The sequence below is a fragment of the Kushneria aurantia DSM 21353 genome (genome assembly GCF_000382245.1).
Taxonomy (GTDB): Bacteria; Pseudomonadota; Gammaproteobacteria; order Pseudomonadales; family Halomonadaceae; genus Kushneria; species Kushneria aurantia.
Genome location: NZ_KB907865.1, coordinates 22,421 through 47,074, shown reverse-complemented (window position 1 = coordinate 47,074; position 24,654 = coordinate 22,421). Strand labels below are relative to the sequence as shown.

Annotated in this window: 21 protein-coding genes; 3 read left to right on the top strand and 18 right to left on the bottom strand. The window is 66.3% G+C overall.

Translation table 11 applies throughout. From position 1 onward, the window contains the following. The first annotated feature begins 11 nt into the window (after nt 1-11). On the top strand, nt 12-1,130 hold the full coding sequence (locus H146_RS0104265) for a 3-deoxy-7-phosphoheptulonate synthase (protein WP_019950621.1): 1,119 nt from the start codon (nt 12-14) through the stop codon (nt 1,128-1,130). Here H146_RS0104265 and H146_RS0104260 read toward each other — a convergent pair. The 13 genes from H146_RS0104260 to H146_RS0104200 all read right to left on the bottom strand — a co-directional run bounded on the left by H146_RS0104260 (nt 1,120) and on the right by H146_RS0104200 (nt 14,045). Beyond that, nucleotides 1,120-1,845 (bottom strand): hypothetical protein, encoded by a 726-nt coding sequence (locus H146_RS0104260; protein ID WP_019950620.1) that lies wholly within the window; start codon nt 1,843-1,845, stop codon nt 1,120-1,122. The genes H146_RS0104265 and H146_RS0104260 overlap by 11 nt on opposite strands. Then, nucleotides 1,842-2,411, bottom strand: a complete 570-nt coding sequence (locus tag H146_RS0104255) for a hypothetical protein (protein WP_019950619.1) — start codon at nt 2,409-2,411, stop codon at nt 1,842-1,844. The genes H146_RS0104260 and H146_RS0104255 overlap by 4 nt, the downstream gene beginning before the upstream one ends. Next, a complete protein-coding gene (locus H146_RS0104250) occupies nt 2,408-3,691 on the bottom strand; it encodes a hypothetical protein (RefSeq protein WP_019950618.1) in 1,284 nt (427 codons plus the stop codon). Before H146_RS0104250 ends, H146_RS0104255 begins: the two co-directional genes overlap by 4 nt. Then, complete coding sequence (gspK, locus tag H146_RS0104245; RefSeq protein WP_019950617.1) at nt 3,691-4,767, bottom strand: type II secretion system minor pseudopilin GspK; 1,077 nt, start codon at nt 4,765-4,767, stop codon at nt 3,691-3,693. The genes H146_RS0104250 and gspK overlap by 1 nt, the downstream gene beginning before the upstream one ends. After that, the gene (locus H146_RS0104240) at nt 4,764-5,372 is read right to left on the bottom strand and encodes a prepilin-type N-terminal cleavage/methylation domain-containing protein (protein ID WP_019950616.1); all 609 of its coding nucleotides are present in this window, start codon (nt 5,370-5,372) and stop codon (nt 4,764-4,766) included. Before H146_RS0104240 ends, gspK begins: the two co-directional genes overlap by 4 nt. Further along, nucleotides 5,369-5,746 carry a type II secretion system protein GspI gene (locus H146_RS0104235; RefSeq protein WP_019950615.1) on the bottom strand — a complete coding sequence of 126 codons (378 nt, stop codon included), beginning with the start codon at nt 5,744-5,746 and terminating at the stop codon, nt 5,369-5,371. The genes H146_RS0104240 and H146_RS0104235 overlap by 4 nt, the downstream gene beginning before the upstream one ends. After that, nucleotides 5,743-6,228 (bottom strand): GspH/FimT family pseudopilin, encoded by a 486-nt coding sequence (locus H146_RS20170; RefSeq protein WP_019950614.1) that lies wholly within the window; start codon nt 6,226-6,228, stop codon nt 5,743-5,745. Before H146_RS20170 ends, H146_RS0104235 begins: the two co-directional genes overlap by 4 nt. Further along, nucleotides 6,225-6,677 carry a type II secretion system major pseudopilin GspG gene (gene gspG / locus H146_RS0104225; protein WP_019950613.1) on the bottom strand — a complete coding sequence of 151 codons (453 nt, stop codon included), beginning with the start codon at nt 6,675-6,677 and terminating at the stop codon, nt 6,225-6,227. The genes H146_RS20170 and gspG overlap by 4 nt, the downstream gene beginning before the upstream one ends. A 45-nt stretch (nt 6,678-6,722) precedes the next feature. Then, the gene (gene gspF, locus H146_RS0104220; protein ID WP_019950612.1) at nt 6,723-7,928 is read right to left on the bottom strand and encodes a type II secretion system inner membrane protein GspF; all 1,206 of its coding nucleotides are present in this window, start codon (nt 7,926-7,928) and stop codon (nt 6,723-6,725) included. Between the two features lie 225 nt (nt 7,929-8,153). Continuing rightward, nucleotides 8,154-9,662 (bottom strand): GspE/PulE family protein, encoded by a 1,509-nt coding sequence (locus H146_RS0104215; protein WP_019950611.1) that lies wholly within the window; start codon nt 9,660-9,662, stop codon nt 8,154-8,156. Next, nucleotides 9,662-11,824 (bottom strand): type II secretion system secretin GspD, encoded by a 2,163-nt coding sequence (gspD, locus tag H146_RS0104210; protein WP_245558687.1) that lies wholly within the window; start codon nt 11,822-11,824, stop codon nt 9,662-9,664. The genes H146_RS0104215 and gspD overlap by 1 nt, the downstream gene beginning before the upstream one ends. A 2-nt stretch (nt 11,825-11,826) precedes the next feature. Then, nucleotides 11,827-12,336, bottom strand: coding sequence for a hypothetical protein (locus H146_RS20165; protein ID WP_019950609.1), 510 nt, complete (start codon nt 12,334-12,336; stop codon nt 11,827-11,829). After that, complete coding sequence (locus H146_RS0104200; protein ID WP_156826690.1) at nt 12,333-14,045, bottom strand: bifunctional UDP-sugar hydrolase/5'-nucleotidase; 1,713 nt, start codon at nt 14,043-14,045, stop codon at nt 12,333-12,335. Before H146_RS0104200 ends, H146_RS20165 begins: the two co-directional genes overlap by 4 nt. 420 nt (nt 14,046-14,465) lie before the next feature. Here H146_RS0104200 and H146_RS0104195 point away from each other — a divergent pair, with 420 nt between their 5' ends. Then, nucleotides 14,466-16,643: a PhoX family protein gene (locus H146_RS0104195; protein WP_019950607.1), complete on the top strand. Its 2,178-nt coding sequence runs from the start codon at nt 14,466-14,468 to the stop codon at nt 16,641-16,643. A gap of 125 nt (nt 16,644-16,768) precedes the next feature. Here H146_RS0104195 and H146_RS0104190 read toward each other — a convergent pair whose 3' ends face one another. From H146_RS0104190 to hemB, 3 genes are all read right to left on the bottom strand, one after another. Continuing rightward, a complete protein-coding gene (locus H146_RS0104190) occupies nt 16,769-18,898 on the bottom strand; it encodes a beta-galactosidase (RefSeq protein WP_019950606.1) in 2,130 nt (709 codons plus the stop codon). 394 nt (nt 18,899-19,292) lie between these two features. Then, nucleotides 19,293-21,494, bottom strand: a complete 2,202-nt coding sequence (gene ppk1, locus H146_RS0104185) for a polyphosphate kinase 1 (RefSeq protein WP_019950605.1) — start codon at nt 21,492-21,494, stop codon at nt 19,293-19,295. Between the two features lie 87 nt (nt 21,495-21,581). Further along, entirely contained in the window at nt 21,582-22,595 is a 1,014-nt protein-coding gene (hemB, locus tag H146_RS0104180; protein WP_019950604.1) for a porphobilinogen synthase, read from the bottom strand. A gap of 154 nt (nt 22,596-22,749) precedes the next feature. Here hemB and elbB point away from each other — a divergent pair, with 154 nt between their 5' ends. After that, nucleotides 22,750-23,421, top strand: coding sequence for an isoprenoid biosynthesis glyoxalase ElbB (gene elbB, locus H146_RS0104175; protein WP_019950603.1), 672 nt, complete (start codon nt 22,750-22,752; stop codon nt 23,419-23,421). 57 nt (nt 23,422-23,478) lie between these two features. Here the strand turns inward: elbB and tatC are convergent, their stop codons facing one another. After that, complete coding sequence (gene tatC / locus H146_RS0104170; RefSeq protein ID WP_019950602.1) at nt 23,479-24,234, bottom strand: twin-arginine translocase subunit TatC; 756 nt, start codon at nt 24,232-24,234, stop codon at nt 23,479-23,481. Continuing rightward, nucleotides 24,231-24,650, bottom strand: a complete 420-nt coding sequence (gene tatB, locus H146_RS0104165; RefSeq protein ID WP_019950601.1) for a Sec-independent protein translocase protein TatB — start codon at nt 24,648-24,650, stop codon at nt 24,231-24,233. The genes tatC and tatB overlap by 4 nt, the downstream gene beginning before the upstream one ends. Between the last annotated feature and the right edge of the window lie 4 nt (nt 24,651-24,654).

Below are 24,654 nucleotides of genomic sequence, written 5' to 3'. Positions count from 1 at the left end.
CCGGAGAGATCATGAACGCTCAGCTCGATACCGCCCTTGCCGAAACCGACGCCAGCCTTGACGTCGACGCCGAAATCGCTGGCAGCCGGCTGCTGCCGACCGCCGACGAACTGCGGCGTGCGGTGCCCCTCGACCCCGCCCTTGAAGCCCGTATTCATCGCCAGCGTGATGCCATTCGCGACGTGCTGGCCGGTCGCGACGAGCGCCTGCTGGTGGTCATCGGTCCCTGTTCCATCCACGACCGCGACAGCGCGCTGGACTACGCCGGCCGGCTGGCCGAGCTCAACGCGCAGCTTGGCGATGTGCTGCTGCCGGTGATGCGCGTCTACGTCGAGAAGCCGCGCACCACCGTGGGCTGGAAGGGACTGGCCTATGACCCTCACCTTGACGGCAGCGACGACATGGCCGAAGGGCTCTACCAGACACGTCGGCTGATGCGTGACATCACCGCGCTTGGCCTGCCGATCGCCTGTGAACTGCTGCAGCCAATGCTGGTCGACTATATCGAGGATCTGCTCGGCTGGGCGGCGGTCGGCGCGCGCACCACCGAATCCCAGGTGCACCGCGAGATGGTCAGTGCGCTGGGTCTGCCGGTGGGCTTCAAGAACGCCACCAGTGGCGATATCGGCGTGGCCGTCGACGCCATGGGCGCCAGCCGCCACGGCCACCGCTATCCCGGCCTCGATGCCCACGGCCGCCCGGCACTGCTGACCTCGAAGGGTAATCCCGACACCCAACTGGTGCTGCGCGGCGGTCAGCGCGGCCCCAACTTCGACGCCGCAAGCGTCGAGCGCGCCCGCGGCGCGCTGCTCGAGGGCGGTCTCGACGGCTCGATCATGGTCGACTGCTCGCACGCCAACAGCGGCAAGGACCCCGCGCGTCAGCCGGCGGTGCTCGATGACGTATTGCGCCAGCGCCTTGCCGGCCAGCGCGCCCTGACCGGTGTGATGCTGGAGAGCCATATCCTGTCCGGCAAGCAGAAACTCGGTGGCGAGCTGCGCTACGGTGTGTCGGTCACCGACGGCTGCCTCGGCTGGGAGGAGAGCGCGGCGCTGCTGACGCGCGCCGCACAGCAGCTGCGCCAGGGCGTCTCTGCTGGCGAGCGCCTGAGCGCCTGCGCTACCAACTGAAGTGCTCCTCGATGCGCTCGTCATCGGCACCGCGCTGCAGTAACCCGCGCCAGTCGGCAAGCGGGTGGCTGGCGGCGATAAAACCGCGCAGTTCGCCGTCGCCGCCGCCATCGCGGTCGACGTTCAGTTCGGCAGTGAGTTGCAGCGCCTCGCCGTCCTCGAGCTCCAGCAGCAGGCGGGCACGCGGTGTCGAGCAGTCAAGGCGTAGCCGGCCCCGGCCCACCGTCACCGGGGCGGGGGTGAGCAGGCGAATAGCGGCGGCGGTCAGCGCCCCCTGGCTGGCCACGCAGCGCCGTCCCGCCATATGAACGTCGAGCTGACCCTCCCAGCGTGCGTCGACTTCGACCGGTAGACGCGACATGTCGAGCGCCGCCATGTCGCCGCCGGTGATCTGCCAGCGGCTGCCCACCAGGCCCTGCCGGGCGCCGTCCACCTGCCACGCCCCCGGCCCCTGTCCCAGCTGTAGCCGAACGCTCGGCGACCAGCCGAGCTGCCATGAAATCGGCCCCAGTGCCAGCGGCCAGCCGCCCGGCGCCAGGGCGATGCGCTCCAGGCGGGCGTCGGTCAGCGTGCCGCTGGCGCCCTCCAGGCGTAGTCCCCTGTCTGCTGCCAGCAGGCCGGTCAGCCCCGTTAGCGGCCAGTTGAGTGCCAGTGTCAGGATAAATACCAGCGCCACCGCGATCATCGCCGGCACGCGCCGCAGGATGGTGATCATGGTGTCTCCCGCTGAATATCGGCAAGCTGCGGCTGGTAGTACCAGCTCGCCTCTATCTGCAGGCTGCCGGTGTCGCTACGCGCCAGCGCCCAGTCGATTGCCCACCAGCCGCGCTGCGCCGCCCAGCGGGCGAAGGCGACCAGCGCCTGCGGCTGCTGAGCCTCGCCGCGGGTGATGACAACCTCGTCGTTGACCGTCACCTCGGTCAGCGCCAGGCCATGCGTTACTGCCGCACGCTGCCAGCTCTCGGCATCGACCGGGGTGGCCGGCGGCAGTTCGCGCAGCAGCGGCGAGTACTCGGCGGCAGGCGCCGTGACGTACTCGACCAGCGGCGGTAGCAAACGGTTGGCGAGCAGATAGCCGGCGCCTACCAGGCTCGCGATAAGCGCTGCTCCCAGCAGCCAGCGCTCGCGCGGCGTGCGCGCGGCGAGCCGACGCTTGAGTGCGGCGCCGAGGCCGAGACGGCGGCGGTGCGACGTGTGGCGATTCTCGCTGATCAGAGCCTCGCCCGCGGGTGTTGCCGTGGCGTCTGTATCCCGGCCCGGATATCGTGGCGTGTTGTTCATGGTCGGGGTGCTACCTCGTCTTGCGGCGCCGCAAGGGACAGCTCAAGGGTCAGCTCCTCGCGCTGCGGCTGCCACTGCGGCGTGCCAAGGGCATCGAGGCGCTGGCGAGCGCGCTCGATGATCACCGGCGCCGGCGGTTGTGCACGGCGCCAGCCCAGGGTGGCGCGCTGACCGCTTACCGTCAGCCGTGAAAGCTGCCAGCGCGGGTCGTCGAGCAGCACGTCGGCGCGCTCGATGGCCTCACCGAGGCGGCGGTTGCGCAGTGCCAGGGCGTCGAGGGCGTCGCGGCGCGCGGCCAGCTGCCGTTCGGCGTCAGCCGGCGGCGGGCCGATAAAGCGTGCCGCCAGCGCCGCTTCGCTGTGCTGCGCCAGGTGGTAGCGCTGCTCGAACTGCGCTGCCAGCCACAGGGCCATATTGAGTACCGCCAGTAGCACCAGAGCGGCACCCATCAGCTGCGCCCGGCGACCGGGCAGAAGCCCAACCGGCAGGCCGCTGCGCCGGTTGCCTCGGGTATCGAACGCAAAAGGAGCGGGCAGCTGTGTGGTCAGCCAGGCCAGACTTCGCCGTCGTGCCGAGGCGGCGCTTGCGAAGGCTTCGGCGCCGCCATTGGGCGACGGATCGCCGCTGTCACGCGGGTCGGCGTTCCCGTGGCCGGGATCCTGCCAGCGCCTGTGTTGCCAGGCGGGCGGCGCCGGCCACTCCCGCGGCCAGGCGAGCCACTGCACTGTCGCCGCGCCGCTGGGCGCCACGGCCTCGCCGCACCCCTTGAACAGGCGGTGGTCACCGTCGTCGAGGGTGACGGCCAGTTCGGGGGTATCGGGCGTGGTCAGGGCCATGAAAGCGGTGGTCCAGCCCTCGAGGGATAGGCCCAGGTGCGCCACCCAGGCTCGCCAGGCCTCCAGCTCGGCGGCCGGCAGCGCCAACAGTTCAAGGTGGTCGCGGCCGCGCAGCAGGGGGTAGAGGCGCAGGGCGTGCACGTCTTCGCCGCTCGGTTCCTCCAGCAGCAGAGGCCACTCGCTGCGCTTGATGCCCCGCGGCGCGGCGACATGGAAGTGGCTGACGGCGTCGCCGGGGAGCAGCAGGATGGTGCCGCGTCCGGCGAGCTGCGGCAGCGCCTCGGTCGCGTTTTGCGCGGTGATGACGCCGTGCTCGCCGCTGTCGCGGTCGAGCCAGTCAAGCTCCGGGATGTCGGTCGGCGCCGGGGCGGAACGGCAGCGCGGGGCGATAAGTATGCCGCCGCGGCGCGCTGTGTTGTGGTGGGCACGTCGGGAAAGTCGCATCAGGGCGGCTCCGCTGCGGTGGTGGCAGACAGGGGTATCGAGGCCGGGCCGGTTGCGGAGAGGCGCTCGCTCGGGTAACCGCTGCGGCGGCTGAGTACCTGTACCCGGGCGGCGGGCTGGCGTGGGTAGAAGGCGCTGGTGCCCTCGGCCAGCAGCAGGCGGTAGAAATAGTAGTGCTGCTCGCCGAGGGTGATGCGGATATGCAGCGCAACGTAATCCGGCGTCAGGGTCAGGCGATTGCCGTACTCGTCAAGCCAGGGCGCTGCGCCGCCCAGCGCAGTGCGCACCGCGTCGAGGCTGTCGTAGCCGCCGGCGGGCCGGGCGCGAATCAGGGTGGCGAGGGCGCCGCGGTCGACCTCGCCGACGAACAGCGCATCCAGCAGCGGCAGGTCGTCGGCATCGAGGCCGTTGAGGTCGAGTCGCCAGCGACCGCTGTCGGGAAGGGCACAGAGCGCATCGAGACGGCGGTAGCGGGCGCTGTCCAGCGGCGCCAGCCAGTTGAGTTCGCTGGCGTCCCTCATGGGGCTGTCGGCGCTCAGTCGCGGCGGCGCGAGACGGGCGTAGTCGGCGCCATCCATGCCCCCTTCGCGGCTGATGTTGTCGGCGTCGACCCAGTCCGCCAGGCGGGCGACGAGCTCTCCCGGCATCATGTCACCGAGGCGCTCGCCGGCGTAGTGGCTTGCCCAGTAGAGCAGCTGCTGCTGCGCCAGCTGACTGTTGTCGCCGGCCAGTGCGTTGACGTTGAAGCAGCCCCTGAGATCCTCCACCACCAGCCGCAGGTTGCCCTCGTCGGTAGGGTAGTCGAGCGGTCGGCCGGCCAGTGTCTGCCACCACAGCGGTACGCGGCGTACCGCGGCGTCGGTCAGCGCACGGCGGGCGATGATTTCGGCGCCGCGGGCGTAGAAGTCGGCCTGGCTCTGCTGCTGCATAAGCTCCAGCCGGGTCAGTTCGCGCCGTCCCTGCAGCGTCAGCGAGGTGAGCACCAGGCTCACCAGCGCCATTGCCAGCAGCACCATCAGCAGGGCGGCGCCGCGCTGCCTGTGCGTCGGCGTGGTTGTCGAGGCAGCAGACGTCATGGTGGCGGGTCCGGCAGTGGCGCCACTACCACGATATCGTCGCCGCCGTGCTGCCAGGTGAGCCGCACGCCGCGGCTGTGGCCATCAGGGGGCGGCGTCTCGTGCCAGCGTCCGCCGGCGTAAAAGGCGACATCGAGGCGTTCGACGCCTTCCAGCACCGCTACCCGCTGCCACTGCGGCGCGCCGGCGGCATCCAGCAGGCCGGCCGAGTAGAGCGTCAACCGCTGGCTGTCACTGTCCCACTCGAGGCGTTGACGGCGCAGGCGAGTGTAGTAATCGCCGATCGGCAGCGCCGCGCTGCCCCGCGACACCCAGTCGAGCCGCGGCGGAGAAACGCGCCAGGCAAGCGGGGCGTTGAACTGTAAAAGCCCCTGTTCACGCACCGGCCGCACCACCAGCGCTTCCAGCCGGCGCTCTACCAGCCGGCTGAAATCGACATCGGCGTCCAGCGGCGGTGGCGTGGCAAAGCGCTCGCGGGCGGTCACCAGCTGATTGACCAGCTGGGCCACGCCGAGCCCCACCAGGGCGGTGAGGGCGATGGCGATCATCACCTCGAGCAGGGTGAAGCCGCTTTGGCGCTGTGCTGCGGATAGTGAGTGGCTCATGGCGGCGCCAGAAAAAGAGTGAAGTGCAGCACCGGATGTTCCCGCGCGGCATCGTCGAAAAGGGTCAGCCGGCCGCGGCGCATGCGTTGAATGGGGGTGTCGCTGACTTCCAGGCGCCACCAGCAGGTATGCCCGGCCTGCTGCAGGCTGCCCTGATGGGTGCCGATCGGCGGCCAGTAGTCGTCGAGCGCCGCACGGCTTTCGAATTCGCGAGCGCACAGCAGCATGGGCGCACGGCGTTCGCCCGCCTCGGCGACGCGAAAGCGCTGGTTCACGCCCTGGGCAGCGATCACCGTGATCACCGCGAGAATAAAGAGCGCCACCACGACCTCGAGCAGGGTGAAGCCGACCTGCCGGCGTACGTTGCGCATCATGTCGACCCCGCATTCGTCAGCCGTGCGCCCAGCCCATCGACCTCCAGCGCCTGACGGGCACTGCCGCTGTGCAGCAGCAGGCGAGCGCCCATCACTTCGCCGTCGGGCAGCCAGATCAGCCACGGCAGCGCCGTGTCGGCTCCCGGCGGCGGTTGGCGCACGGCAGTGACCGGCAGCGGCCACTGAGTCGGCGTCAGTTCGCGGGTCTCGCGCCAGGGCTGCCAGCCGCTCTCTTCCTGCCAGCTGACGAAGCGGTAGCCACCGTCTACCGGCTGCCAGCCGATCACGCGCTGGCGCACCCGCGCCACCTCGCCGGCCAACCGGAACTCACCGACCAGCTGGCGCGCCGCAGTGCGCAGCCGGTCGCTGTCGTCGGCACCGGCCAGCCAGGCCACCGACAGCGCGCTGCCGAGTGCGATGATCACGATCACCACCAGCAGTTCGAGCAGCGAGAAGCCGCCCTGTGCGCGAGCCGCGCTCATAGCATCCAGTTGCCGATATCGGCATTGTTGTCCTCGCCGCCGCTGCTGTTATCGGCGCCCAGCGAGTAGATGTCGATGCGGCCGTGCTGACCGGGGCTGGCGTAGTGATAGTCATTGCCCCAGGGGTCCTGCGGCAGGCGCCGCACGTAGCCGTCCTCGCGGTAGTTATCCGGCTGCGGGGCGCTGGTGGGCGGGCTGGTCAGCGCGTCCAGGCCCTGTTCGGTGGTGGGGTAGCGGTAGTTGTCGAGGCGGTACATATCCAGCGCCTGCTCGAGGGTGGCAATATCGGCGCGCGCCTTCTGCTGCATGGCGTCGTCCTGATTGCTCAGCACGTTGGGGGCGACGATCGCCACCAGCAGGCCGATGATGAAGATCACCACCATGATCTCCAGCAGAGTGAAGCCTGTCTGATGGGCACGGGTGCGCCGGGCATTGTGGTGACGCGTCATGGTTATCTCCCTTGTCGGTCCGGGGGCGGTCGAGGGCGCCCGGGATTACAGCGCCATGGCGCCGTTGAGCTGCATGATCGGCAGCAGGATGGCAAGCACGATGGTCAGCACCACGCCACCCATCACCAGGATCATCAGCGGTTCGAACAGCGCCAGTGCCATGTCGACGCGGCGATTGAAGGTGCTCTCCTGGGCGTCGGCGATGCGCTCCAGCATGGTGTCGAGGGTGCCGCTCGATTCGCCGCTGGCGATCATGTGCAAAAGCGACGGCGAGAAGCGACGTGTCTCCTCCATGGCGCGGTGCAGACTGATGCCGCTCTCGACGCGCTGGCACAGCAGGTCGACGGCATTGCGCATCTGTTGGTTGCCGAGGGTGTCGCGGCTGACCTTGAGCGCCTCCAGCAGGGCGATGCCGCTGCGGGTCAGAATCGCCAGGCTACGTGTCAGGCGGCCGGTGTCGAGCAGCCGGATCAGCTCGCCGATGCGCGGTATTCGCAGTAGCAGGGCGTCGAGACGCGCCCGCGCTGCCGGGCGGCGTGACAGCCGCACTGCCAGCGGCACGGCGAGCGCCAGCAGCACGGCCAGCCAGGGGCCGAGGGTCAGCGTCAGTTCGGAAAGGGCGATCATCATCCGGGTGATCAGCGGTAGCGCCATGTCGGAGCGCTCGAACTGCTGCGCCAGCCGCGGCACCACCCAGGTCATCAGGCCGATCACCACTGCCACCGAGACGCCCGCCAGCACCAGCGGATAAACCAGTGCGGTACGCGCCTTCTGGCGCTGCGCCTGGACCCGTTCGAGGTAGTCGGCCAGCCGTGTCAGCACCGTGGCCAGCCGTCCGGCACGCTCGCCGGCGGCGACCAGCGAGCGGTAGAGCAGGTCGAAGCTGGCGTGCGGTCGCAGGCTGTCGGCCAGCGAATAACCCTCGCGCACCCGGTTGCCGACGGCCAGTAGAAGCGCCCGCTCGCGCTGGCGCTCGGCCTGGCGGGTGAGGGCGTCGAGGGCGTCGCTGATCGGGATGCCGGCGTCGATCAGGGTCGCCAGCTGGCGGGTCAACAGCGTCAGGCTGGCCGAGTCGAGGCGTCCACGCTGTGTCCGGCGCGGTGCTTCGGCGCTGCGTACCGCTTCCAGCCGGCGCGGGAACAGGCCGCGCTCGCGCAGCAGCTGACGCGCCTGGCGCTCGCTGTCGGCCTGCAGCACGTCGCGCTGGCGGCGGCCGTCGGGGCCGAGGGCCAGATAGCGGTAGGTCGGCATGCCTCCTCCTGCGATAGCGGCACTCGGGCGCGATAGTCTGACCGCGCTCGATTGCAGTTTTGCGTCACCCTGAAAGCGCCTCAGGCGCTTCATTTCACCGCGGGCAGGTAACGCAAGGGCGCTGTGCCCCCTCCCTGGGCGCTACTTTCGACTTCCTGTCGAAAGACCCTTGCTTCAACCTGCTCCCGGTGAGATGAACGCTCTCGTTGCGAATACCATCCGGCATCACTGATGGATGGCGCGTAGTACCTCGTCGAGGCTGGTGTCGCCCGCCTCCAGCCGCGCCAGCGCGGCGTGGGTCAGCGACTGCGCGCCGGCATCGGTGAAGGCGTGCTGCGCCAGTTCGGCCTCGGCGGCGCCGTCATGGATCAGCCCCGCCAGGCGCTCGTCGATGGGAATGAATTCGTAAAGCCCCAGCCGGCCGCGATAGCCGCTGTGGTCGCAGTGCGGGCAGCCCACCGCCTCGGCGAGGCGTTCGAGGCGTTCGATGCCGGCCAGCCACTGCACGTCGCTGGCCTCGCGCGCGCGCCAGCGGCGGCAGTGGGGGCACAGGCGGCGCACCAGCCGCTGTGCCATCACGCCCTTGAGACTGGTCGCCAGCAGAAAGGGTTCGACCCCCATGTCACGCAGCCGCGCCACTGCCCCCAGGGCGCTGTTGGTGTGCAGGGTGGAGAGCACCAGGTGGCCGGTGAGGCTCGACTGCACGGCGGTGGAGGCGGTCTCCAGGTCGCGGATTTCGCCGATCATGATGATGTCCGGGTCCTGGCGCAGAATGGCGCGCAGGCCGTGGGCGAAGGTCAGCCCGGCGTGGGGGTTGACCGGGGTCTGGCCGATGCCGGGGATGGCGTACTCCACCGGGTCCTCGACGGTGAGGATGTTGCGGCTGCGGTCATTGAGCGCGTTGAGGCTGGCGTAGAGGGTAGTGGTCTTGCCCGAACCGGTGGGGCCGGTGTTGAGCAGAATGCCGTTGGGCTGGCGCAGCACCCGGCGGTAGCGCGCCAGCAGTGCCGATGGCATGCCCAGCCGGTCGAGGTCGAGCAGCGATGCCTGCTTGTCGAGCAGGCGCATCACCACCCGCTCACCGTGGATGCCGGGCAGGGTGGAGACGCGGATATCGACCTCGCGGCCGGCGGCGCGCACCGTGATGCGGCCGTCCTGGGGCTGGCGCTTCTCGGCGATATCCAGTCGCGCCATCACCTTGATGCGCGAGATCAGCACCGGCGCCAGCACCCTGGGTGGGCGTAGCGCCTCGCGCAGGGCGCCGTCGACGCGCAGGCGTATCAGCAGCTCACGCTCGAAGGGCTCGACGTGAACGTCGGAGGCCGACAGCCGCAGCGCCTCGGAGAAGACACCGTTGATCAGGCGGATCACTGGCGCCTCGTTTTCGCTCTCCAGCAGGTCCTCGGCGCGCGGCAGCTCCTGCATCAGGCTGTCGAGGTCGACGTGCTCGGCCAGCCCTTCGAGCAGCGCTTCGTTGTTGGTTCGGTCGGCGTCGTAAAGCGCCCCCAGCCGGGCTTCGAAGGCGTTGGCGTCGAGCCATTCGCAGCCCGTGGCGCGGCCGCGGCGGCGCTGAATGTCCTGCAGCACCTCGCACTGCAGCGCCGAGCCGTCATCGCGGCACAGCAGCCGGTAGTGCTCGCTCTCCGGCACGATCGCCACGCCGGCGCGTTTGGCCAGCCGGTAGGGCAGCGGACCGGCGGGGTGGTCGGTGGCGGCAAGGGTACTTTCGGGCATCACGGCGCGAGGCTTCCCAGTCGGCTGCGCATCGAGGGGTAGAGCCGCTGCCAGCCGGCGCGCTGCTGATCTGCGTGGGGAGCCGGCTGACCCGCGTCGGTATCCGGCGCGTCGCGGGCCTCCTGCCAGGGCGCCAGTGTCTGTTCGTCCTCGAAGCCCGCCAGCAACTGTTGGGCGCGCATATAGCGGTACTTGTCGCCGGTGGCGCGATCCATCTGCGCCGGGCTGCGGATCACCCGGGCGCGAATGAAGACCATCAGGTTCTGCTTGTCACGCTCGGCTCGAGTGTACTGAAAGAGGTTGCCGAGCAGCGGAATGTCGCCCAGCAGCGGCACCTGCGCCGAGTTCGAATTGCCCGAGTTGCTGATCAGCCCGCCCAGCACCACGATGCCGCCGTCGTTGGTGATCACCGAGGTTTCGATCTCGCGTTTGTTGGTGACCACATCCGAGGCCTGGACGTTGGGCGCCAGCGACGACACCTCCTGGACGATATCCATGCGGATGGTGTTGTCGGAGCTGATCGAGGGGCGGATGCGCAGGCTGACGCCGATATCCTCGCGCTGGATGATCTGATAGGGGCTGTCGTTGAAGGTGGTCGAGCCGGTGACGAAGGGCACTTCCTGACCCACCAGAATATAGGCCTCGCTGTTGTCCAGGGTGGTCAGCGAGGGGGTGGAGAGCAGATTGGTCTCGCTGTCGCTCTGCAGCGCGCTGAGCAGGGCGGCGAAGCTGAAGCCGCTGTCGCTGACGCGACCCACGCCGGCGGTGACGCCGGTGACGCTGCCCAGCAGGCGGCCCAGCTGACTGTTGTCACCCGAAGCGATGGCGCCGGCCACCGAATTGATGCCGGGCTGGCCGTCGGCCGGATAGTTGAAGCCGCCCACCGGAGTGGCGCCGTCGCTGCTGAAGTCACCGAACAGCCACTGCACGCCGAGACGGCGGGCGCGGGATTCGGTGATCTCGGCGATGATCGCCTCCACCGCGACCTGGGCGCGGCGGATATCGAGCTGGCCGATGATCGCTTCGTATTCGTCAAGGCGCGCCGGCGGGCCGATCAGCACCAGCGCATTGGTCGAGGGGTGTACGGCGAAGCCGACTTCGCCGCTGCCGCTGGAGAGCGTGCCGGACAGCGGCGGATTGCGACTCTCGGCATCGGGCAGGTCGGGCAGGGTGCGGCCGTCGCGGCTGCTCCCTGCGCCGCCGCTGCCGAGACCGTCGCTGGCCATACCGAAGGCACTGCTTTCACTGCCGACGGCGCGCTGGGCGAAGCGACGCGCCTGCTGCGCCATGCCCGAGGCGGCCTGATTGCTGTCGCCGCTCAGCCCGCCCAGCACCTCGACCACTGATTCGGCACTGATGTTGTTGAGGTAGATGACCCGGGTATTGCGCTGGTTCGACGACTGCGGCTCGTCCAGCGAAGCGGCCAGCTGGCGCACCCGCGCCAGCCCCTCGCCACTGCCGTAGACGACCAGTGCATTGGCACGCTGGTTGGCGACGACCCGCACCTGGCCGCCGCCCTCGTTCTCCATCAGCGTATCCAGCGTCTCCGCCAGTTCGTCGGCGCTGGCATGTTCCAGCGGTATTACCTCGGCCTGCAGGTTGCGCTGGCGGTCCAGCCGGGTGGCCAGCCGTTCGAGGCGCTGCAGGTTGTCGCGCCAGTCGGTGACCACCACCAGATTGCTCTCCGGCCAGGGCGTGACGGTCCCCACCTGGCTGTCGACCAGCGGCTGCAGCACGTTGGCAAGCGTGGCGGCGTCGAGGTTGCGCGTCTCGATTACGGCGGTGGCGACGGTGTTGCCACCGCCCTCGTCGCCAAACGGAATCGGCTGGCTGCGCGAGGTCTGGGCCGGCACGATACGTACCTGGCCGTTATCCAGCGGTACGGTGGCGTAGCCGTTGACCTGTAGCTCGTTCTGGAAGACGCGATAAAGCTCCTCGGCGCTCAGCCGGCGCTGGCTGGTCAGCGAGATGTTGCCCTGCACCCGTGGATCGACGATGAAGTCGCGGCCGGTGATGCGCCCCACGCTGTCGATGAACTCGCGCAGGCTGGTGTCCTGAAAGTTGACGTCGTAGCGTGCACTGGCGCCGTCGGACTGGCTGGCCGCGGCCGCCGGCAGGGCCAGCAACAGCAGCAGGAGAATGAGCAGCGGGCGACATCTCATGATCATGGCTCCCGGGAAGAGGATCGAGGTGGCATGTCGTTGTCAGCAGGCGTAATGGCGCCGTCCTGCGCTTGCGGCTCGGGCCACGGCAGGCGCTCGGCGCGACCGTGACGGGAGAGCACGATGCCCTGGGCATCGATAGCGGCGACGCTGATTCCGGCCTCGATCTCATCGCCCACCATCAGGGCGCGCTGGCCGTCTGGCGTCGACAGCACCACCAGCGAGGCCGCGCCGCCGGCACTCAGCGCCCGGCCGACCACCTGCCAGGGGAGATCGGTCAGCGGTATCGTCTCGTCGCCGGCCACTTCACTGCCCCATTGCGACGACACCACCGGCAACCAGGCCGGTTCGAGGCGCACCTCGGTGTTTGTGGCCGCCGGGCTGTCACTCTGCACGACCAGCTGTGCGACGCCGGACAGCGCATGAGCGGCCAGCCACGCCAGCAGGCACCAGCCGAGCCAGCGCCACGCGGCGGGGTGCGTGAAAGCGTTGGTGAGCGCCGCTGTTTTCATGTCAGCCTGGCTTCGGGGTGCCAGCCGGGATGGCCGTCGACGTAGCGTGCCTCGACATCCGGTCGCGGCGGCAGGGTCAGTGACGGCCGGTCGAGCAGAAAGCGCTCCATGCGCTGCCACAGCGGCTCGCCCGGCGGCGCCTCGGGGCGGGCGCTGAAGGTCTGCCAGCGATGAGTGCCGGCGGGTGCGTCGATACGGCTGCGCTCGCCCGGCCCGGCGCCGTAGTCGAGCTGCCAGTCGGCGCCGCTCAGGCGCGGCAGGTCCTGGCTATTGTTGATCACCAGCGGCGTGCCGAGGCTGTTGTCGACGCTGCGTTCGACCAACTGGTGCAGATCGTCGCGGCTCAACTCGAGCCCTGTCACCCGCGCCGGATAGCCGCCGGTCAGACGCAGCAGGTGGTCGCGGGTAATGGCTTCCCCCGGGGCGAGCGGGCTGTCGTAGCGCAGCCCCGGCAGCAGCGCGTGATCGCCTTCTCCTTCAGCGAGGGCGGCAGCGATCAGTGCATCCCAGCTGCCGCCGGCGCTGTCGCGACGCCACAGCCAGTCGGGAGCGGTCGCCAGCCGGCGGTCGAGCCAGCCGGCGTAGGGCGCGCGCAGCTGATCGAAACGCGCCTGCAGCGGTGCGCTGCGCTCGGGGGATAGAGCGCCGTCGTTGAGGTGAAAGCGTGCCTCGACGCGCCAGCCGTCGCTATCGCTGACACAGCTGAGCTGATAGAAACCGCTGGCGTGGCTGCCGGGCAGACAGAGGGGCACCTGGCCACCGCTGCGGTGGTCGACCTGAATCAGATCGGGCCAGAAATCCTGGCCGCGTGCCGCCAGCACCAGATCGACCGCCGGCAGCCGGCCGGCCAGCCAGCGTGCCACGCCGCTGCCGGTGTCGGCCATCAACACCACCAGGTCGGCGCCCTTGGCGGCGTCCTCGACGCTTGAGTGCAGCGCCTGATACCAGGCGTCCAGCTGGCGCGACTCGTCAAAGGCATGAGGGTCGGTGGCGCCCACCACGGCGACGCGCACGCCGTCGCGCTCGAAGCGGGTCGCCGGCGTCACCGCCGCGCTGCGCCCGGCGGGCAGGGCGCCCAGCACCGGGCGCTCGAAGCGGCGATAGAGGCTCTCGACCTGCTGTGGCCACAGCACCCGTTCGTCGCTGCTGACCCGCGCGTCGCTGCCCAGCAGCCGGCTGGCGTCGAGCCCGGCTCGGCCGTTGGACAGGTGGCCCAGGCCGCTGCCGCTCCAGCACTGGCCGTTCTCCAGCGTCAGGGTGCGCGCCGCGCCGAGGCTTTCGCGCAGCTGCTCAAGGCGCGCCGCCAGGCCGCCGTAGCCGCCGCTCTGCTGTGCTACGGCGAGTTCGGGAATACATAGCCGTTGCCAGTCGCGGCCGGCTGCGCCGGCGAGGGTGGCGACGTCTCCGGCGGTCGCCCAGGGCTCGGCACCCAGCAGCGAGGCGGGGCCCAGAAAGGTTGCCGGCGCGACCGGGCGAGAGGGCTTTAGACACTCCAGCGTATCGGCCAGGTAGAGTAGTTCGACGCGCCGGCCCGGCGCCAATGAACGGCGGCGCCCCCCCGTGCCGGTCGCTGCGCAGCCCGCCAGGGCTGCCCCCGCTATTCCCGCCCCCAGGGCGCCCACAAAGCGCCGACGCCCGATGTTGAAACAACACGAGCGAGTGGCATCCGGCGCTGCCGAACGCTCTCTGTGGATGGCAAAATTGGTCATGTTGCTCCCGGGAATGGCCACCGACGCCTCCTTCAAGAGCGTCGTGGTAAAGCATTACCTTCTGTCAGGGACAGGCATGTTAATGAAGAAATCATGTCGTTTTTGTGACAGATGAGCTGCGTGCAGCGGTCGGTGCGGATTTAACATTATTGTCATTCCAGGGCAGCATTATGCGTCACCTATGGGCGGGGCGTGATGTCATGAAGAATCACGGCTTTGTGTTCTTTTGTTTTTTTAGAATCAACGCATTGGGATTTTATTTTGTACTACGGGTCATGAGGCCTTTTCATTTAATTCAGGATTTTATTTTTAATGAATGATTTGACGCTGCTGCCAAATTTTTTCTGTAAAAAGGCTGTCACGGACTTCCACTAGATTGCGCCGTGTCGCGTGACAATAACTCAACTCGAGGAGAGCTTGATGAGCAAGGAAATCGAGGACCATCGCATTCTGAACCGCAGCGGTAACGAGCCCTTTTCGTCGGTGCTCGAGCGTCACATTTCCAGAAGGGGCGTGATGCACGGTGGTATGGGCATGGCCGCCATGACCATGATGAGCGGTTTCGGTCTGGTCGGCTGCAGCGATGACGATGACAACGATGGCGGCGGCGACACACCTGATGTAGAGCCGCTGGCGCTCGGGTTCGAATCGATCCGCGGCTCGAAAACCGATGCCATTGTGGTACCCGAAGGCTATACCGCCCAGGTACTGATCCCCTGGGGGACACCGCTCAATAACAGCGTGGGACAGTGGTCGACCGATCGTCGCATGACGCCGGAGTATCAGGCCGCAAGCGTGGGCATGAACCACGACGGCATGTATCACTTTCCGCTCAGCGAGGAGAGTGCCTCGCGTGAATTCATCATGGCGCTCAACAACGAGTACATCGATCAGAGCGCGCTGTGGGCGCCGCAGGGCGGGCCGACCAACCAGCAGGGTGGCGATCGTCCGGTGGACGAGGTGCGCACCGAGATCAACGCCTATGGCATCACCATTGTCAGGCTGAGCAAGAACAGTGACAACATCTGGTCGTCGGATACCGGTTCGCGCTACAACCGACGTATTACCACCGGCACCCCCATCGAGCTGTCCGGGCCGGTGCGCGGCAGTGACTATGTCGTCACCGCCTATTCGAACGACGGCACTCGCACCCGTGGTACCAACAACAACTGCGCCAACGGCTTTACCCCCTGGGGCACCTACCTCACCTGCGAGGAGAACTGGCCGGGCATCTTCATCAAGAACAGCGACCGCTATGCCGACGACGACCGGCTGGGCATTCTGCGCGAGCGCTCCATCTGGGGCTGGGAGACCGCGGCATCGCAGGGCAGCAACGGTGAGTTTGCCCGCTTTGATGCCACACCCGCTGCGGCCAGTGCCCGCGGTGACTATCGCAACGAGCCGCGCACCTTCGGCTATGTGGTCGAGATCGACCCCTACGGCAATACCACCAGCGTAAGCACCGAAACCGCCGCCTTGAAGCGCACTCTGTTGGGTCGCTTCCGTCACGAGGGGTGCTGGCCGGGCAAGCTGACCGAAGGCGAGCCGGTGGTGTTCTATACCGGCCACGACGCGCGCAATGAGTACATCTACAAGTTCGTCTCTGCCGCCAACTGGGATCCGGCTGATGCCAACCGCCCGGGTGAGGACTATGACCGCCTTGCCATCGGTTCGAAGTACATGGATGAGGGGACGCTCTATGTCGCACGCTTCGACGCTGATGGCAGCGGCGAGTGGCTGGCGCTGACCCCCGATGCCACGACGCAGGATGGCCGCCGCCTGTCGGACGCGCTGGGCATCGGTGCCGACGATATGGCCGGCGTGCTGATCAACACCTGCGACGCCGCCGATATGCTGGGCGCCACGCCGATGGATCGCCCGGAGTGGGGCACTGTCGATCCGGCTTCCGGCGACGTTTACATGACGCTGACCAACAACAGCGACCGCACCGCCGAGGGCATGGCCGCCACCTATACCGACGACGCCAGCAGCATAGAGGCACTGGGCGCCGGTTATGACACCGCGCCGGTCAACGCCGCCAACCCGCGCCCCGATAACGAGGCCGGTCAGGTGATTCGCTGGCGCGAGCCGAGTGCCGGGGCAACCACCTTCGAGTGGAATATTTTCGTGTTCGGCGCGGCGGCGGGCGATACCGATAACTTCTCCGGTCTCACCGAACTCAACCAGTTCGCCAGTCCCGACGGCCTGTGGTACGACGATCGCGGCGACGGCCGGGGCATCCTGTGGATCGAGACCGATAACGGCTATGACGGCGTTCTCGACTACACCAACGATCAGGTGCTGGCAGTGGTGCCCTCGACGGTGAGCATCGGGCCCGGCGATCAGGCGGTGGTCAACCCCGATGACCAGGCGCAACTGCGGCGTTTCGCGGTGGGACCCAACGGCTGCGAGGTGACCGGTATCTTTGCCACCCCGGACAGGACCTCGCTGTTTATCAATATTCAGCATCCGGGCAACTGGCCGGCCGACCCCAACCAGAACGTGCAGTCGGCAACCGAGGCCACCAGCGGCACGGTACGCCCGCGCGCTTCCACGGTGGTGATTCAGAAGCTGGACGGCGGTGCGGTCGGTGTCTGAAAATCGACGAGAGTGACAACGACTCGGGCCGCGCACTGCGCGGCCCGTTTTTGTGGCGGGTGGCGTCTACCGAGGTGCCGAGGGGGAGGCTTCGACCCTCGCCATACCCGAGACTATCCTCGGGTTCACGACGCCTCGTCCGCCGCGGTTTCGATGATCGCCACGCCCCAGGGGGCCAACTCGAGGCTTTCCTGGCTGGCGACACTGTCGCCGGAGAGCAGTTCCGTGCCTCCCGCCGGACTCGGCGCCCGGCGCGTCTGGTCGGAGTAGTTGAAAACGTAGTGGAGCTGGCGGCCATCCGGAGTGCTGCCGCCGCGTATGATAATCGGCCACTGCACCTCGGGCAGCGCGATGCCGGCACGCTCGAGTGCCGAGGCTACAATTTTATTCGTCATCTCCCGGGTGGGCATGAAGCCGACATACTCGACTTCGCCCTCGCCCCACTGATGGCGAGTCACGGCGGCGTGGTCGGGCCATTCGGGATGCTGGTAGCGTGCGATCACTTCCGCGTCGGTGGCCGTCAGCATCTCCATCCACCAGCGTACCCGGTTGTTCGCTTCGCCGACGCGGAAGGGGTCATCCGCCAGGGATACATTGCGCGGCAGGGTAAAGAGTTCGTAGGTCACGCCCGCCGCTTCGGCGATGCCTCCCGGCTGCCTGCTGTAGCGGACTTTGGTGTTTTCGTCGGTAAAGCCGCTCTTGAAGGTGTAGAGCAGATGTCCACCGCCCCTGGCATAATCGTTGAGCGCCTGCAGTTGCGCGTCACTGGCCGAATAGAGCGCGGGCACGATGATCAGGTCGTACTGTTCCAGCGATACGTTCGATTCGGGTGCGATAAAATCGCTCTCTATATTCTGCCGATAGAGCGCGTCGTAGAAGCCATGGACCACATCGCTGTAATTGATCTTGCGTTCCGGTCCGTCGATCGGGAAGGCGTTGAACGCGGTCAGTGCCTGGGTGCTGACATAGATCGCGACCCTGTTGTCCTTTTGCAGATTGACCAGCCGAGGACCCAGCCGCTGCAGATCGGCGCCGATGGTGCTGGCTTCCTCATAGATCCGATTGGGTTGGTAGCTCTGGGTCAGCAGACCGCGCCAGTAGGTTTCAATGGCATTTGCGGTAGTCGCCCAGTGCCAGTAGGCGACCATATTGGCTCCCGAGGCAAGGTGGCTGTAGGCCTGCAGCCGTAGCTGGCCGGGATAGGGTGTCCACTGGGGAAAGCCCTGGGCCTCGGTCTCCATGACGTAGTAGTTCTCACCATCGCGGGCGGAGCGGGCGAGATCACCGAAAAAGGCGATAATCCCGCCGGTCAGATCGTCCTGGCTGGGGTGATAGATATCTACTCCGGTGACATCGAGGAAGGCCGCCTCGTCCCAATGGTTGGCCTCTTCCTGCAAACCATAGGAGTACCCCTTGGGGTAGAAGTTGTAATCAATATTGTGGGTCACGAACTGGTCCGGCCGGGCATGTTCGCGCACCAGGCTGGCCTGCCATTTCAGGAAATCGGTCACGATGCCGCGGCGATAGGCGCTCATCGCATTGTTCATGCTGGCGTTGAGTGAGGCATTGGTACTGGGAAAATCCTCCCAGCGATTGATGCGGTTGCTCCAGTAATCGAGCCCCCAGGCCTCGTTCAACGCCTCGAGACTGGGCCACTTGCGCTTCATTGCCTCGACAAAACCCTTCTGTACCCGCTCGCCGTCAAGGCCATAGGCCTTGGTTTCGTTGTCGATCTGATAGCCGATTACCGCCGGATGATCCTTGACGTGATCGATCAGGTGGACGATCACCCGCTCGGCGGCGGCAAGATAATCAGGATCGGTAATATCCATATTCTGGCGCGGGCCGAAGGCGCCCGGGGTCTGCAGCACGTCGGGATGTATCCGCGCCAGCCAGGTGGGCACGGCATAGGTGGGCGTACCGACGATCACCTTGATCCCCTGTGCATGCATCGCGGCAAGCGTGCGATCGATACTGCTGAAGTCGAATTCGCCCGGCTGGCGCTCCAGCGTGCCCCAGGTCGATTCGGCGATGCGTACGACATTGATGCCCGCCTCCTTCATCATTCGGGCATCCTTTTCCACGCGGTCGGTCGGCGTGTATTCATCGTAATAGGCCACGCCGTAGAGAATGGTATCGGGCAGTTGAACGCCACTCTGTGGGCCGTCTTCGCTGCCTGCTGCATTGCCCTGTGCGGCGCTCGCCGACAGTAATATTGCCGATGCGAGCAGCAGTGGTCTGAATTTGCCGAGCATGATTGATCCCCTTGCATTGTTAAAGATTCTTTTTGAGTACTCGGCTGCCACTGGCCGCCTTCAGCGTCAGGCATGACTGCCGCTGACTGCCTGTTGAGCTGCTTTGCAGCAGGGACAAGGGTGGGAGGACGCCGGGTCATTTGCGGGTTTTAATCAAATCTACTGAGCGGGAAAGGTGTGGATCAATTACAGAATGGTGGGCTTGCGTTCTGCGCTTTTTTGTGCCCTGCCATCCCTGGCGTGCACCCTTCGGGCCGCCTTTGGCGTCAAAAATCGCTCCCGGTGATTTTTTGAATGTGGCGGATCGCATTATCCTGTGGCGGATAAGCGTAAAGACGGGCCGCGCACTGCGCAGCCCGATGCCTTTCGGGGCTGGCCGGCGCCGAGCCGATGCTCAGGCGCGCGCGGCGTAGGCGTAGAGCAGGGTTTCCTGGGCGCTGATGGCGTCTTCGCCCTCGGCCGGATCGTTTTTGATGTACTGGCCGTCCTCGCCCAGCTCCCAGCTCTGGCAGTTGTCCAGCAGGTAGGTGTCCAGATCCTTGCGTACCCGCTGGGCAATCTTCCTGTCCAGCAGCGGAAAGCAGGTTTCGACCCGGTGAAACATGTTGCGCTCCATGAAGTCGGCGCTGGAGCACCAGGTCTCCTGTTTGCCGGCGTTGTGGAAGTGAAAAACGCGCGTGTGCTCGAGGAAGCGACCCACAATCGAGCGCACCGTGATGTTCTCCGATACTCCGGGCACACCGGGGCGCAGGCAGCAGGTACCGCGAATGATCAGCCGGCAGCGCACCCCCGCGCGCGAGGCGCGATAGAGTGCCTGGATCAGCCTTGTCTCGGTCAGCGAGTTGCACTTGATAATGATGCCCGACTTCTTGCCCTTGCGGGCGTTGGCCGCTTCACGGTCGATCATCTCCACCAGGCGGCTGTGCAGCGTGAAGGGGGCGTGCAGCAGGTGCTCGGTATGGCGCGGCTCGCCCATGCCGGAGAGCTGCTGGAAGACGTGATGAACGTCCTCGCAGAGCGTCTCGCGGGCGGTCAGCAGGCTATAGTCGGTATACAGCCTGGCGGTTTTGGAGTGGTAGTTGCCGGTGCCCATGTGGGCGTAGTGGCGAATCCGCCCCGACTCGCGGCGCACGATGTGCAATAGCTTGGCGTGGGTCTTGTAGGCCATCACCCCGTAGATGACGTTGGCGCCGGCCTCCTGCAGGCGGGAGGCGAGGGCGAGGTTATCGGCCTCGTCGAAGCGCGCCCGCAGCTCGATGACCACCGTGACCTCCTTGCCGGCGCGGGCGGCGTCGACCAGCGCGCTGACCACGCCGGAGTCGGCGCCGGTGCGGTAGAGCGTCTGCTTGATGGCCAGCACGCCCGAGTCGCGGGCGGCTTCGGCCAGCCAGTTCTCGATGACGGTAAACGACTCCCAGGGGTGTAACAGCAGGATGTCCTGACGGCTGATGACATCGAAGATGCTGTCGCCACCGCGCAGTGGTTTGGGCGTGCCGGGGGTAAAGGCACTGAAGCGCAGGTCGGCACGGCCGCTGTCGCCGATCATCGCCATTAGCCGGCTGAGGTTGACCGGCCCGTCGACCAGATAGAGATCCTGCTGGGTGAGGCGGAACTGGGTCAGCAGGAAGTCGCTGAGGTGCGCCGGACAGTTGTTGGCCACCTCCAGCCGCACGCCGTCGCCGTAGCGCCGCGCCAGCAGCTCGCTGCGCAGCGCGGTGGCGAGGTCGGCAACATCCTCGGTATCCATCGACAGATCGGCGTTGCGGGTCAGACGGAACTGGTAGCAGCCCTTGACCTTCATGCCGGGAAAGAGCTGCTCGGCGTGGGCGTGAATCATCGAGGAGAGGAAGATGTACTGCTGGCAGCCGCTCTCCTCGAGATGCTCGGGCAGGCGAATCAGGCGCGGCAGCGAGCGCGGCGCAGGAATGATTGCCATGCCGCCTTCGCGGCCGAAGGCGTCGCGCCCCTCCAGTTCGACGATGAAATTGAGGCTCTTGTTGACCAGCCGCGGAAAGGGGTGAGAGGGGTCGAGCCCGATGGGGCTGATCACCGGCATCACCTCTTCATCGAAATATTCGTTGACCCACTGGCGCTGCTCGTCCGTCCAGGCATTGCGGCGCAGGAAATGGATGCCCTGCTCGGCCAGCGCCGGAATCAGGGTGTCGTTGAGAATCCGATACTGGCGCTCGACGTGATAGTGGGCAGTTTCGGAGATCTGCTGAAACAGATCGGACATCGACATGCCGTCGATGCCGGGGGTTTCGTTGCCATAGGCGATGCGCCGCTTGAGCCCGGCGACGCGGATCTCGAAAAATTCGTCGAGATTGGAGGAGAAGATCAGCAGAAACATCAGCCGCTGCAGCAGCGGATGGCTCTCGTCCAGCGCCTGTTCCAGCACGCGAATGTGAAAGCGCAGCGTCGAGAACTCCCGATTGAAGTAGAGGCTCGGATCATCCAGCGAGAGTTCGTGGCCCTCCTGGCTTGCCAGGCGTGCGCGCGCGGCGCTGTGATGCGGGCTGACGCGGGGGGCTCTGATGTTCTCGCTATCCTGCTGTTTGTCTTCCCCGTTACTCTGATAAGGCGTGGAAGCTGACATTCGGATTCTCCGCAGACAATAAAAGGGGAGCGACGGGGCGCTCGATATAATCGCGTATCCATGTGAATCCCGGGTGACAGCGTCGTATCAACACCTGCCGCGCAGCGCCCGCGCCGCATCAAGGGCGAAATAGGTCAGGATGCCATCGGCGCCGGCGCGCTTGAAGCAGCGCAGTGACTCCAGCACGACGCTCTGCTCGTCCAGCCAGCCGTTGGCAAAAGCTGCCTTGTGCATGGCGTATTCGCCGCTCACCTGGTAGACGAAAGTCGGGACTTGCAGCTCCTGTTTGACGCGATAGAGTACGTCGAGATAGGGCATGCCGGGTTTGACCATGACGGCGTCGGCGCCTTCGCTGATGTCCATGGCCGCTTCGTGCAGGGCTTCGTCGCTGTTGGCCGGGTCCATCTGGTAGGTCTGCTTATCGGCTCGCCCCAGGCCGGCGGCCGAGCCCACGGCGTCGCGGAAGGGGCCGTAATAGCGTGAAGCGTACTTGGCAGAGTAGGCCATGATGCGCGTGTCGATCAGGCCGTCGGCTTCCAGCATGTCGCGGATCGACCCGATACGGCCGTCCATCATGTCGGAGGGGGCGATATAGTCGGCGCCCGCCTCGGCATGGCACAGCGCCTGTTTGATCAGCGTCTCGACGGTACGGTCGTTGAGCACATAGCCATTGTCATCGAGGATGCCGTCCTGACCGTGACTGGTATAGGGATCCAGCGCCACATCGGTAATCAGGCCGAGTTCGGGCAGCTGCGTTTTCAGCGCGCGCACGCTGCGCGGGATCAGGCCGCCGGCGTTATAGGCCTCCTCGGCCAGTTCACTTTTGTTTTCGGCGTCGATGACCGGAAACAGCGCCAGCGCCGGGATGCCCAGCTCGACCGCTTCGCGCGCCTGCTCGATCAGCAGATCGAGTGACAAACGCTCGACGCCCGGCATGGAGGGCACGGCGTCACGACGGTTTTCGCCTTCCTGAACAAAAACGGGCAGAATCAGGTCATCTGCCGTCAGCGTGCTTTCGCGCATCATGCGTCGCGAGAAGTCGTCGCGGCGCATACGGCGCATGCGGGTGCCGGGAAAGTGGCGTGCTGGTATAAAGGACACGGAACGACTCCTGAACGCAAAATGACATCGTTGGTCGCTATTATAACAGTTGGTTCCGGGGTCGCGTTGACGACCGGGAAACACCTTTGGTCGGCCGTCGCGTTTTGCGCCATGAGATAACGGCGGCGGGCCGCCATCAATCGGGAGCAGTATCATGAAAAAGCAGGTAGCCGTGATTGTGTCGGGATGCGGGTGGCAGGATGGTACCGATCCCCAGGAGCTGGCGCTGGTTCTTCTGCGTCTTGATCAACTCAATATCGCATGGACCTGCTTTGCCCCCGATGTCGCACAGCATCACGTTCTCGATCACGCCAGCGGCGAGCCGATTGCCGGAGAAGAGCGTCGCACCCTGGTGGAGTCGCGGCGCATGCTGCACGAAGAAGTGCACTCTCTCGATACCCTGGACCCTGAAGCCTTTACCGCCATTGTCATACCCGGTGGCCACGGCGCGATCAGCGAGCTCAGCGACTTTGCCACCAGCGGCGCCTCGATGCAGGTGCTGGAGCATCTGGTGGCGCTGCTGCGTGAGTTTCATCAGGCGCGCAAGCCGATTGCGCTGGCGGGCATGGCGGCGCTGCTGGTGCTACGTATCTTCGAGCAGGCGATACCGGTGACGCTGGGGCAGAGCGCCGAGCTGTCCGGAAAAGTGAGTGCCATGGGGGGTCTGCACAAGAGCGCCGGTGTCTCTGAAATCGTGGTCGATGCCGAGCACCGAGTGATTACCTCGCCCGGCTGGCTGATGGAAGGGCGACCTTCGGAAGTGGCTGCCGGTCTTTTCAAGCTGGTCGATAGAATGGACGCGCTAATGGTGCAGCCACGCTGGTAAGTTCCTGAAGCCTCGGGGCCGCTCTTGCGACCCCGAGGGTTGCCCGGGCAGTGAGGGTTATTCCAGCTCGTCGCGACCGCCGCGGGTGCGGCGAATCAGCCGCGCGGCGAGAATGCCGATCTCGAAAAGCAGCCACATCGGCCCGGCCAGCAGCGCCTGGGAGATGACATCGGGCGGGGTCAGCACCATGCCGACGATAAAGCAGCCGATCACCACATAGGGGCGCTTGGCCGATAGCGCCTGCACCGTGGTAACGCCGGTCAGTACCAGCAGAAAGGTTGCCACCGGGATCTCGAAGGCCAGTCCGAAGGCGAAGAACAGCTTGAGCACAAATGACAGATAGGCGTTGATATCCGTCATGATCTGCACGTTCTCGGGGCCGGTAGTAGTGAAAAAGCCGAAGATCAGCGGAAATACCACGTAGTAGGCAAAGGCCGCACCGCCGTAGAAGAGCAGCACGCTCGAAGCCAGCAGGGGCAGGGCGAACTTCTTCTCGTTGGCGTAGAGCCCCGGTGCGATAAAGGCCCAGGCCTGGTAGAGCACGAAGGGTATGGCGGCGAATACCGCCACGATCAGGGTCAGCTTGAAAGGCGCCAGGAAGGGCGAGGCGACTTCGGTGGCGATCATCTGCGAGCCGGGTGGCAGCAGCGCCATCAGCGGTTCGGCGACAAAGCTGTAGATCTGATTGGAGAAGCCGTAGAGCGCCGCGAAAGCGATCACCACCACCAGTACGGCGCGCAGCAGGCGCGAACGCAGCTCGATGAGATGATCGATCAGCGGTGTCTGCGGCTGCTCATCCTGCTGCTGACTCATTGATGCGGCGTTTCCCTGTCGGCCCGGTCGTTGTCATCGCTATCGGAGGCGTGGGTAGCGGACGAGGCGGCGCGGGCTTGGGTCTCTTCCTCAGCCGGCCGCTCGGCACTGTCACCGAGCGCGCGCTCAGAAACGCTTTTCTGGCGCCCGCTGGCGTCATCGCCGAGATCCTCGATATCTTCCCGCGCCTTTTTCAGGCCACGATCGAAGCGATCCTGCTGATCCTTCATGCGTCGCTGCAGGTCTTCGGTCTCCAACTGCGACGTGATCTCCTTCTGCACGCTGGATACCGTACGCTTGATCTTGCCCAGCCACAGCCCGGTGGTTCGGGCCGCAGTGGGCAGACGCTCGGGGCCCAGCACAATCAGCGCAATGGTGCCGATGACGATCAGCTCGGGAAAACTGACATCGAACATGAGC

Coding starts and splice junctions, on each gene's coding strand:
- H146_RS0104265 (WP_019950621.1), top strand. CDS start 12: ATGAACGCTCAGCTCGATACCGCCCTTGCCGAAACCGACGCCAGCCTT.
- H146_RS0104260 (WP_019950620.1), bottom strand. CDS start 1,845: ATGATCACCATCCTGCGGCGCGTGCCGGCGATGATCGCGGTGGCGCTG.
- H146_RS0104255 (WP_019950619.1), bottom strand. CDS start 2,411: ATGAACAACACGCCACGATATCCGGGCCGGGATACAGACGCCACGGCA.
- H146_RS0104250 (WP_019950618.1), bottom strand. CDS start 3,691: ATGCGACTTTCCCGACGTGCCCACCACAACACAGCGCGCCGCGGCGGC.
- gspK (WP_019950617.1), bottom strand. CDS start 4,767: ATGACGTCTGCTGCCTCGACAACCACGCCGACGCACAGGCAGCGCGGC.
- H146_RS0104240 (WP_019950616.1), bottom strand. CDS start 5,372: ATGAGCCACTCACTATCCGCAGCACAGCGCCAAAGCGGCTTCACCCTG.
- H146_RS0104235 (WP_019950615.1), bottom strand. CDS start 5,746: ATGATGCGCAACGTACGCCGGCAGGTCGGCTTCACCCTGCTCGAGGTC.
- H146_RS20170 (WP_019950614.1), bottom strand. CDS start 6,228: ATGAGCGCGGCTCGCGCACAGGGCGGCTTCTCGCTGCTCGAACTGCTG.
- gspG (WP_019950613.1), bottom strand. CDS start 6,677: ATGACGCGTCACCACAATGCCCGGCGCACCCGTGCCCATCAGACAGGC.
- gspF (WP_019950612.1), bottom strand. CDS start 7,928: ATGCCGACCTACCGCTATCTGGCCCTCGGCCCCGACGGCCGCCGCCAG.
- H146_RS0104215 (WP_019950611.1), bottom strand. CDS start 9,662: ATGCCCGAAAGTACCCTTGCCGCCACCGACCACCCCGCCGGTCCGCTG.
- gspD (WP_245558687.1), bottom strand. CDS start 11,824: ATGAGATGTCGCCCGCTGCTCATTCTCCTGCTGCTGTTGCTGGCCCTG.
- H146_RS20165 (WP_019950609.1), bottom strand. CDS start 12,336: ATGAAAACAGCGGCGCTCACCAACGCTTTCACGCACCCCGCCGCGTGG.
- H146_RS0104200 (WP_156826690.1), bottom strand. CDS start 14,045: ATGACCAATTTTGCCATCCACAGAGAGCGTTCGGCAGCGCCGGATGCC.
- H146_RS0104195 (WP_019950607.1), top strand. CDS start 14,466: ATGAGCAAGGAAATCGAGGACCATCGCATTCTGAACCGCAGCGGTAAC.
- H146_RS0104190 (WP_019950606.1), bottom strand. CDS start 18,898: ATGCTCGGCAAATTCAGACCACTGCTGCTCGCATCGGCAATATTACTG.
- ppk1 (WP_019950605.1), bottom strand. CDS start 21,494: ATGTCAGCTTCCACGCCTTATCAGAGTAACGGGGAAGACAAACAGCAG.
- elbB (WP_019950603.1), top strand. CDS start 22,750: ATGAAAAAGCAGGTAGCCGTGATTGTGTCGGGATGCGGGTGGCAGGAT.
- tatC (WP_019950602.1), bottom strand. CDS start 24,234: ATGAGTCAGCAGCAGGATGAGCAGCCGCAGACACCGCTGATCGATCAT.
- tatB (WP_019950601.1), bottom strand. CDS start 24,650: ATGTTCGATGTCAGTTTTCCCGAGCTGATCGTCATCGGCACCATTGCG.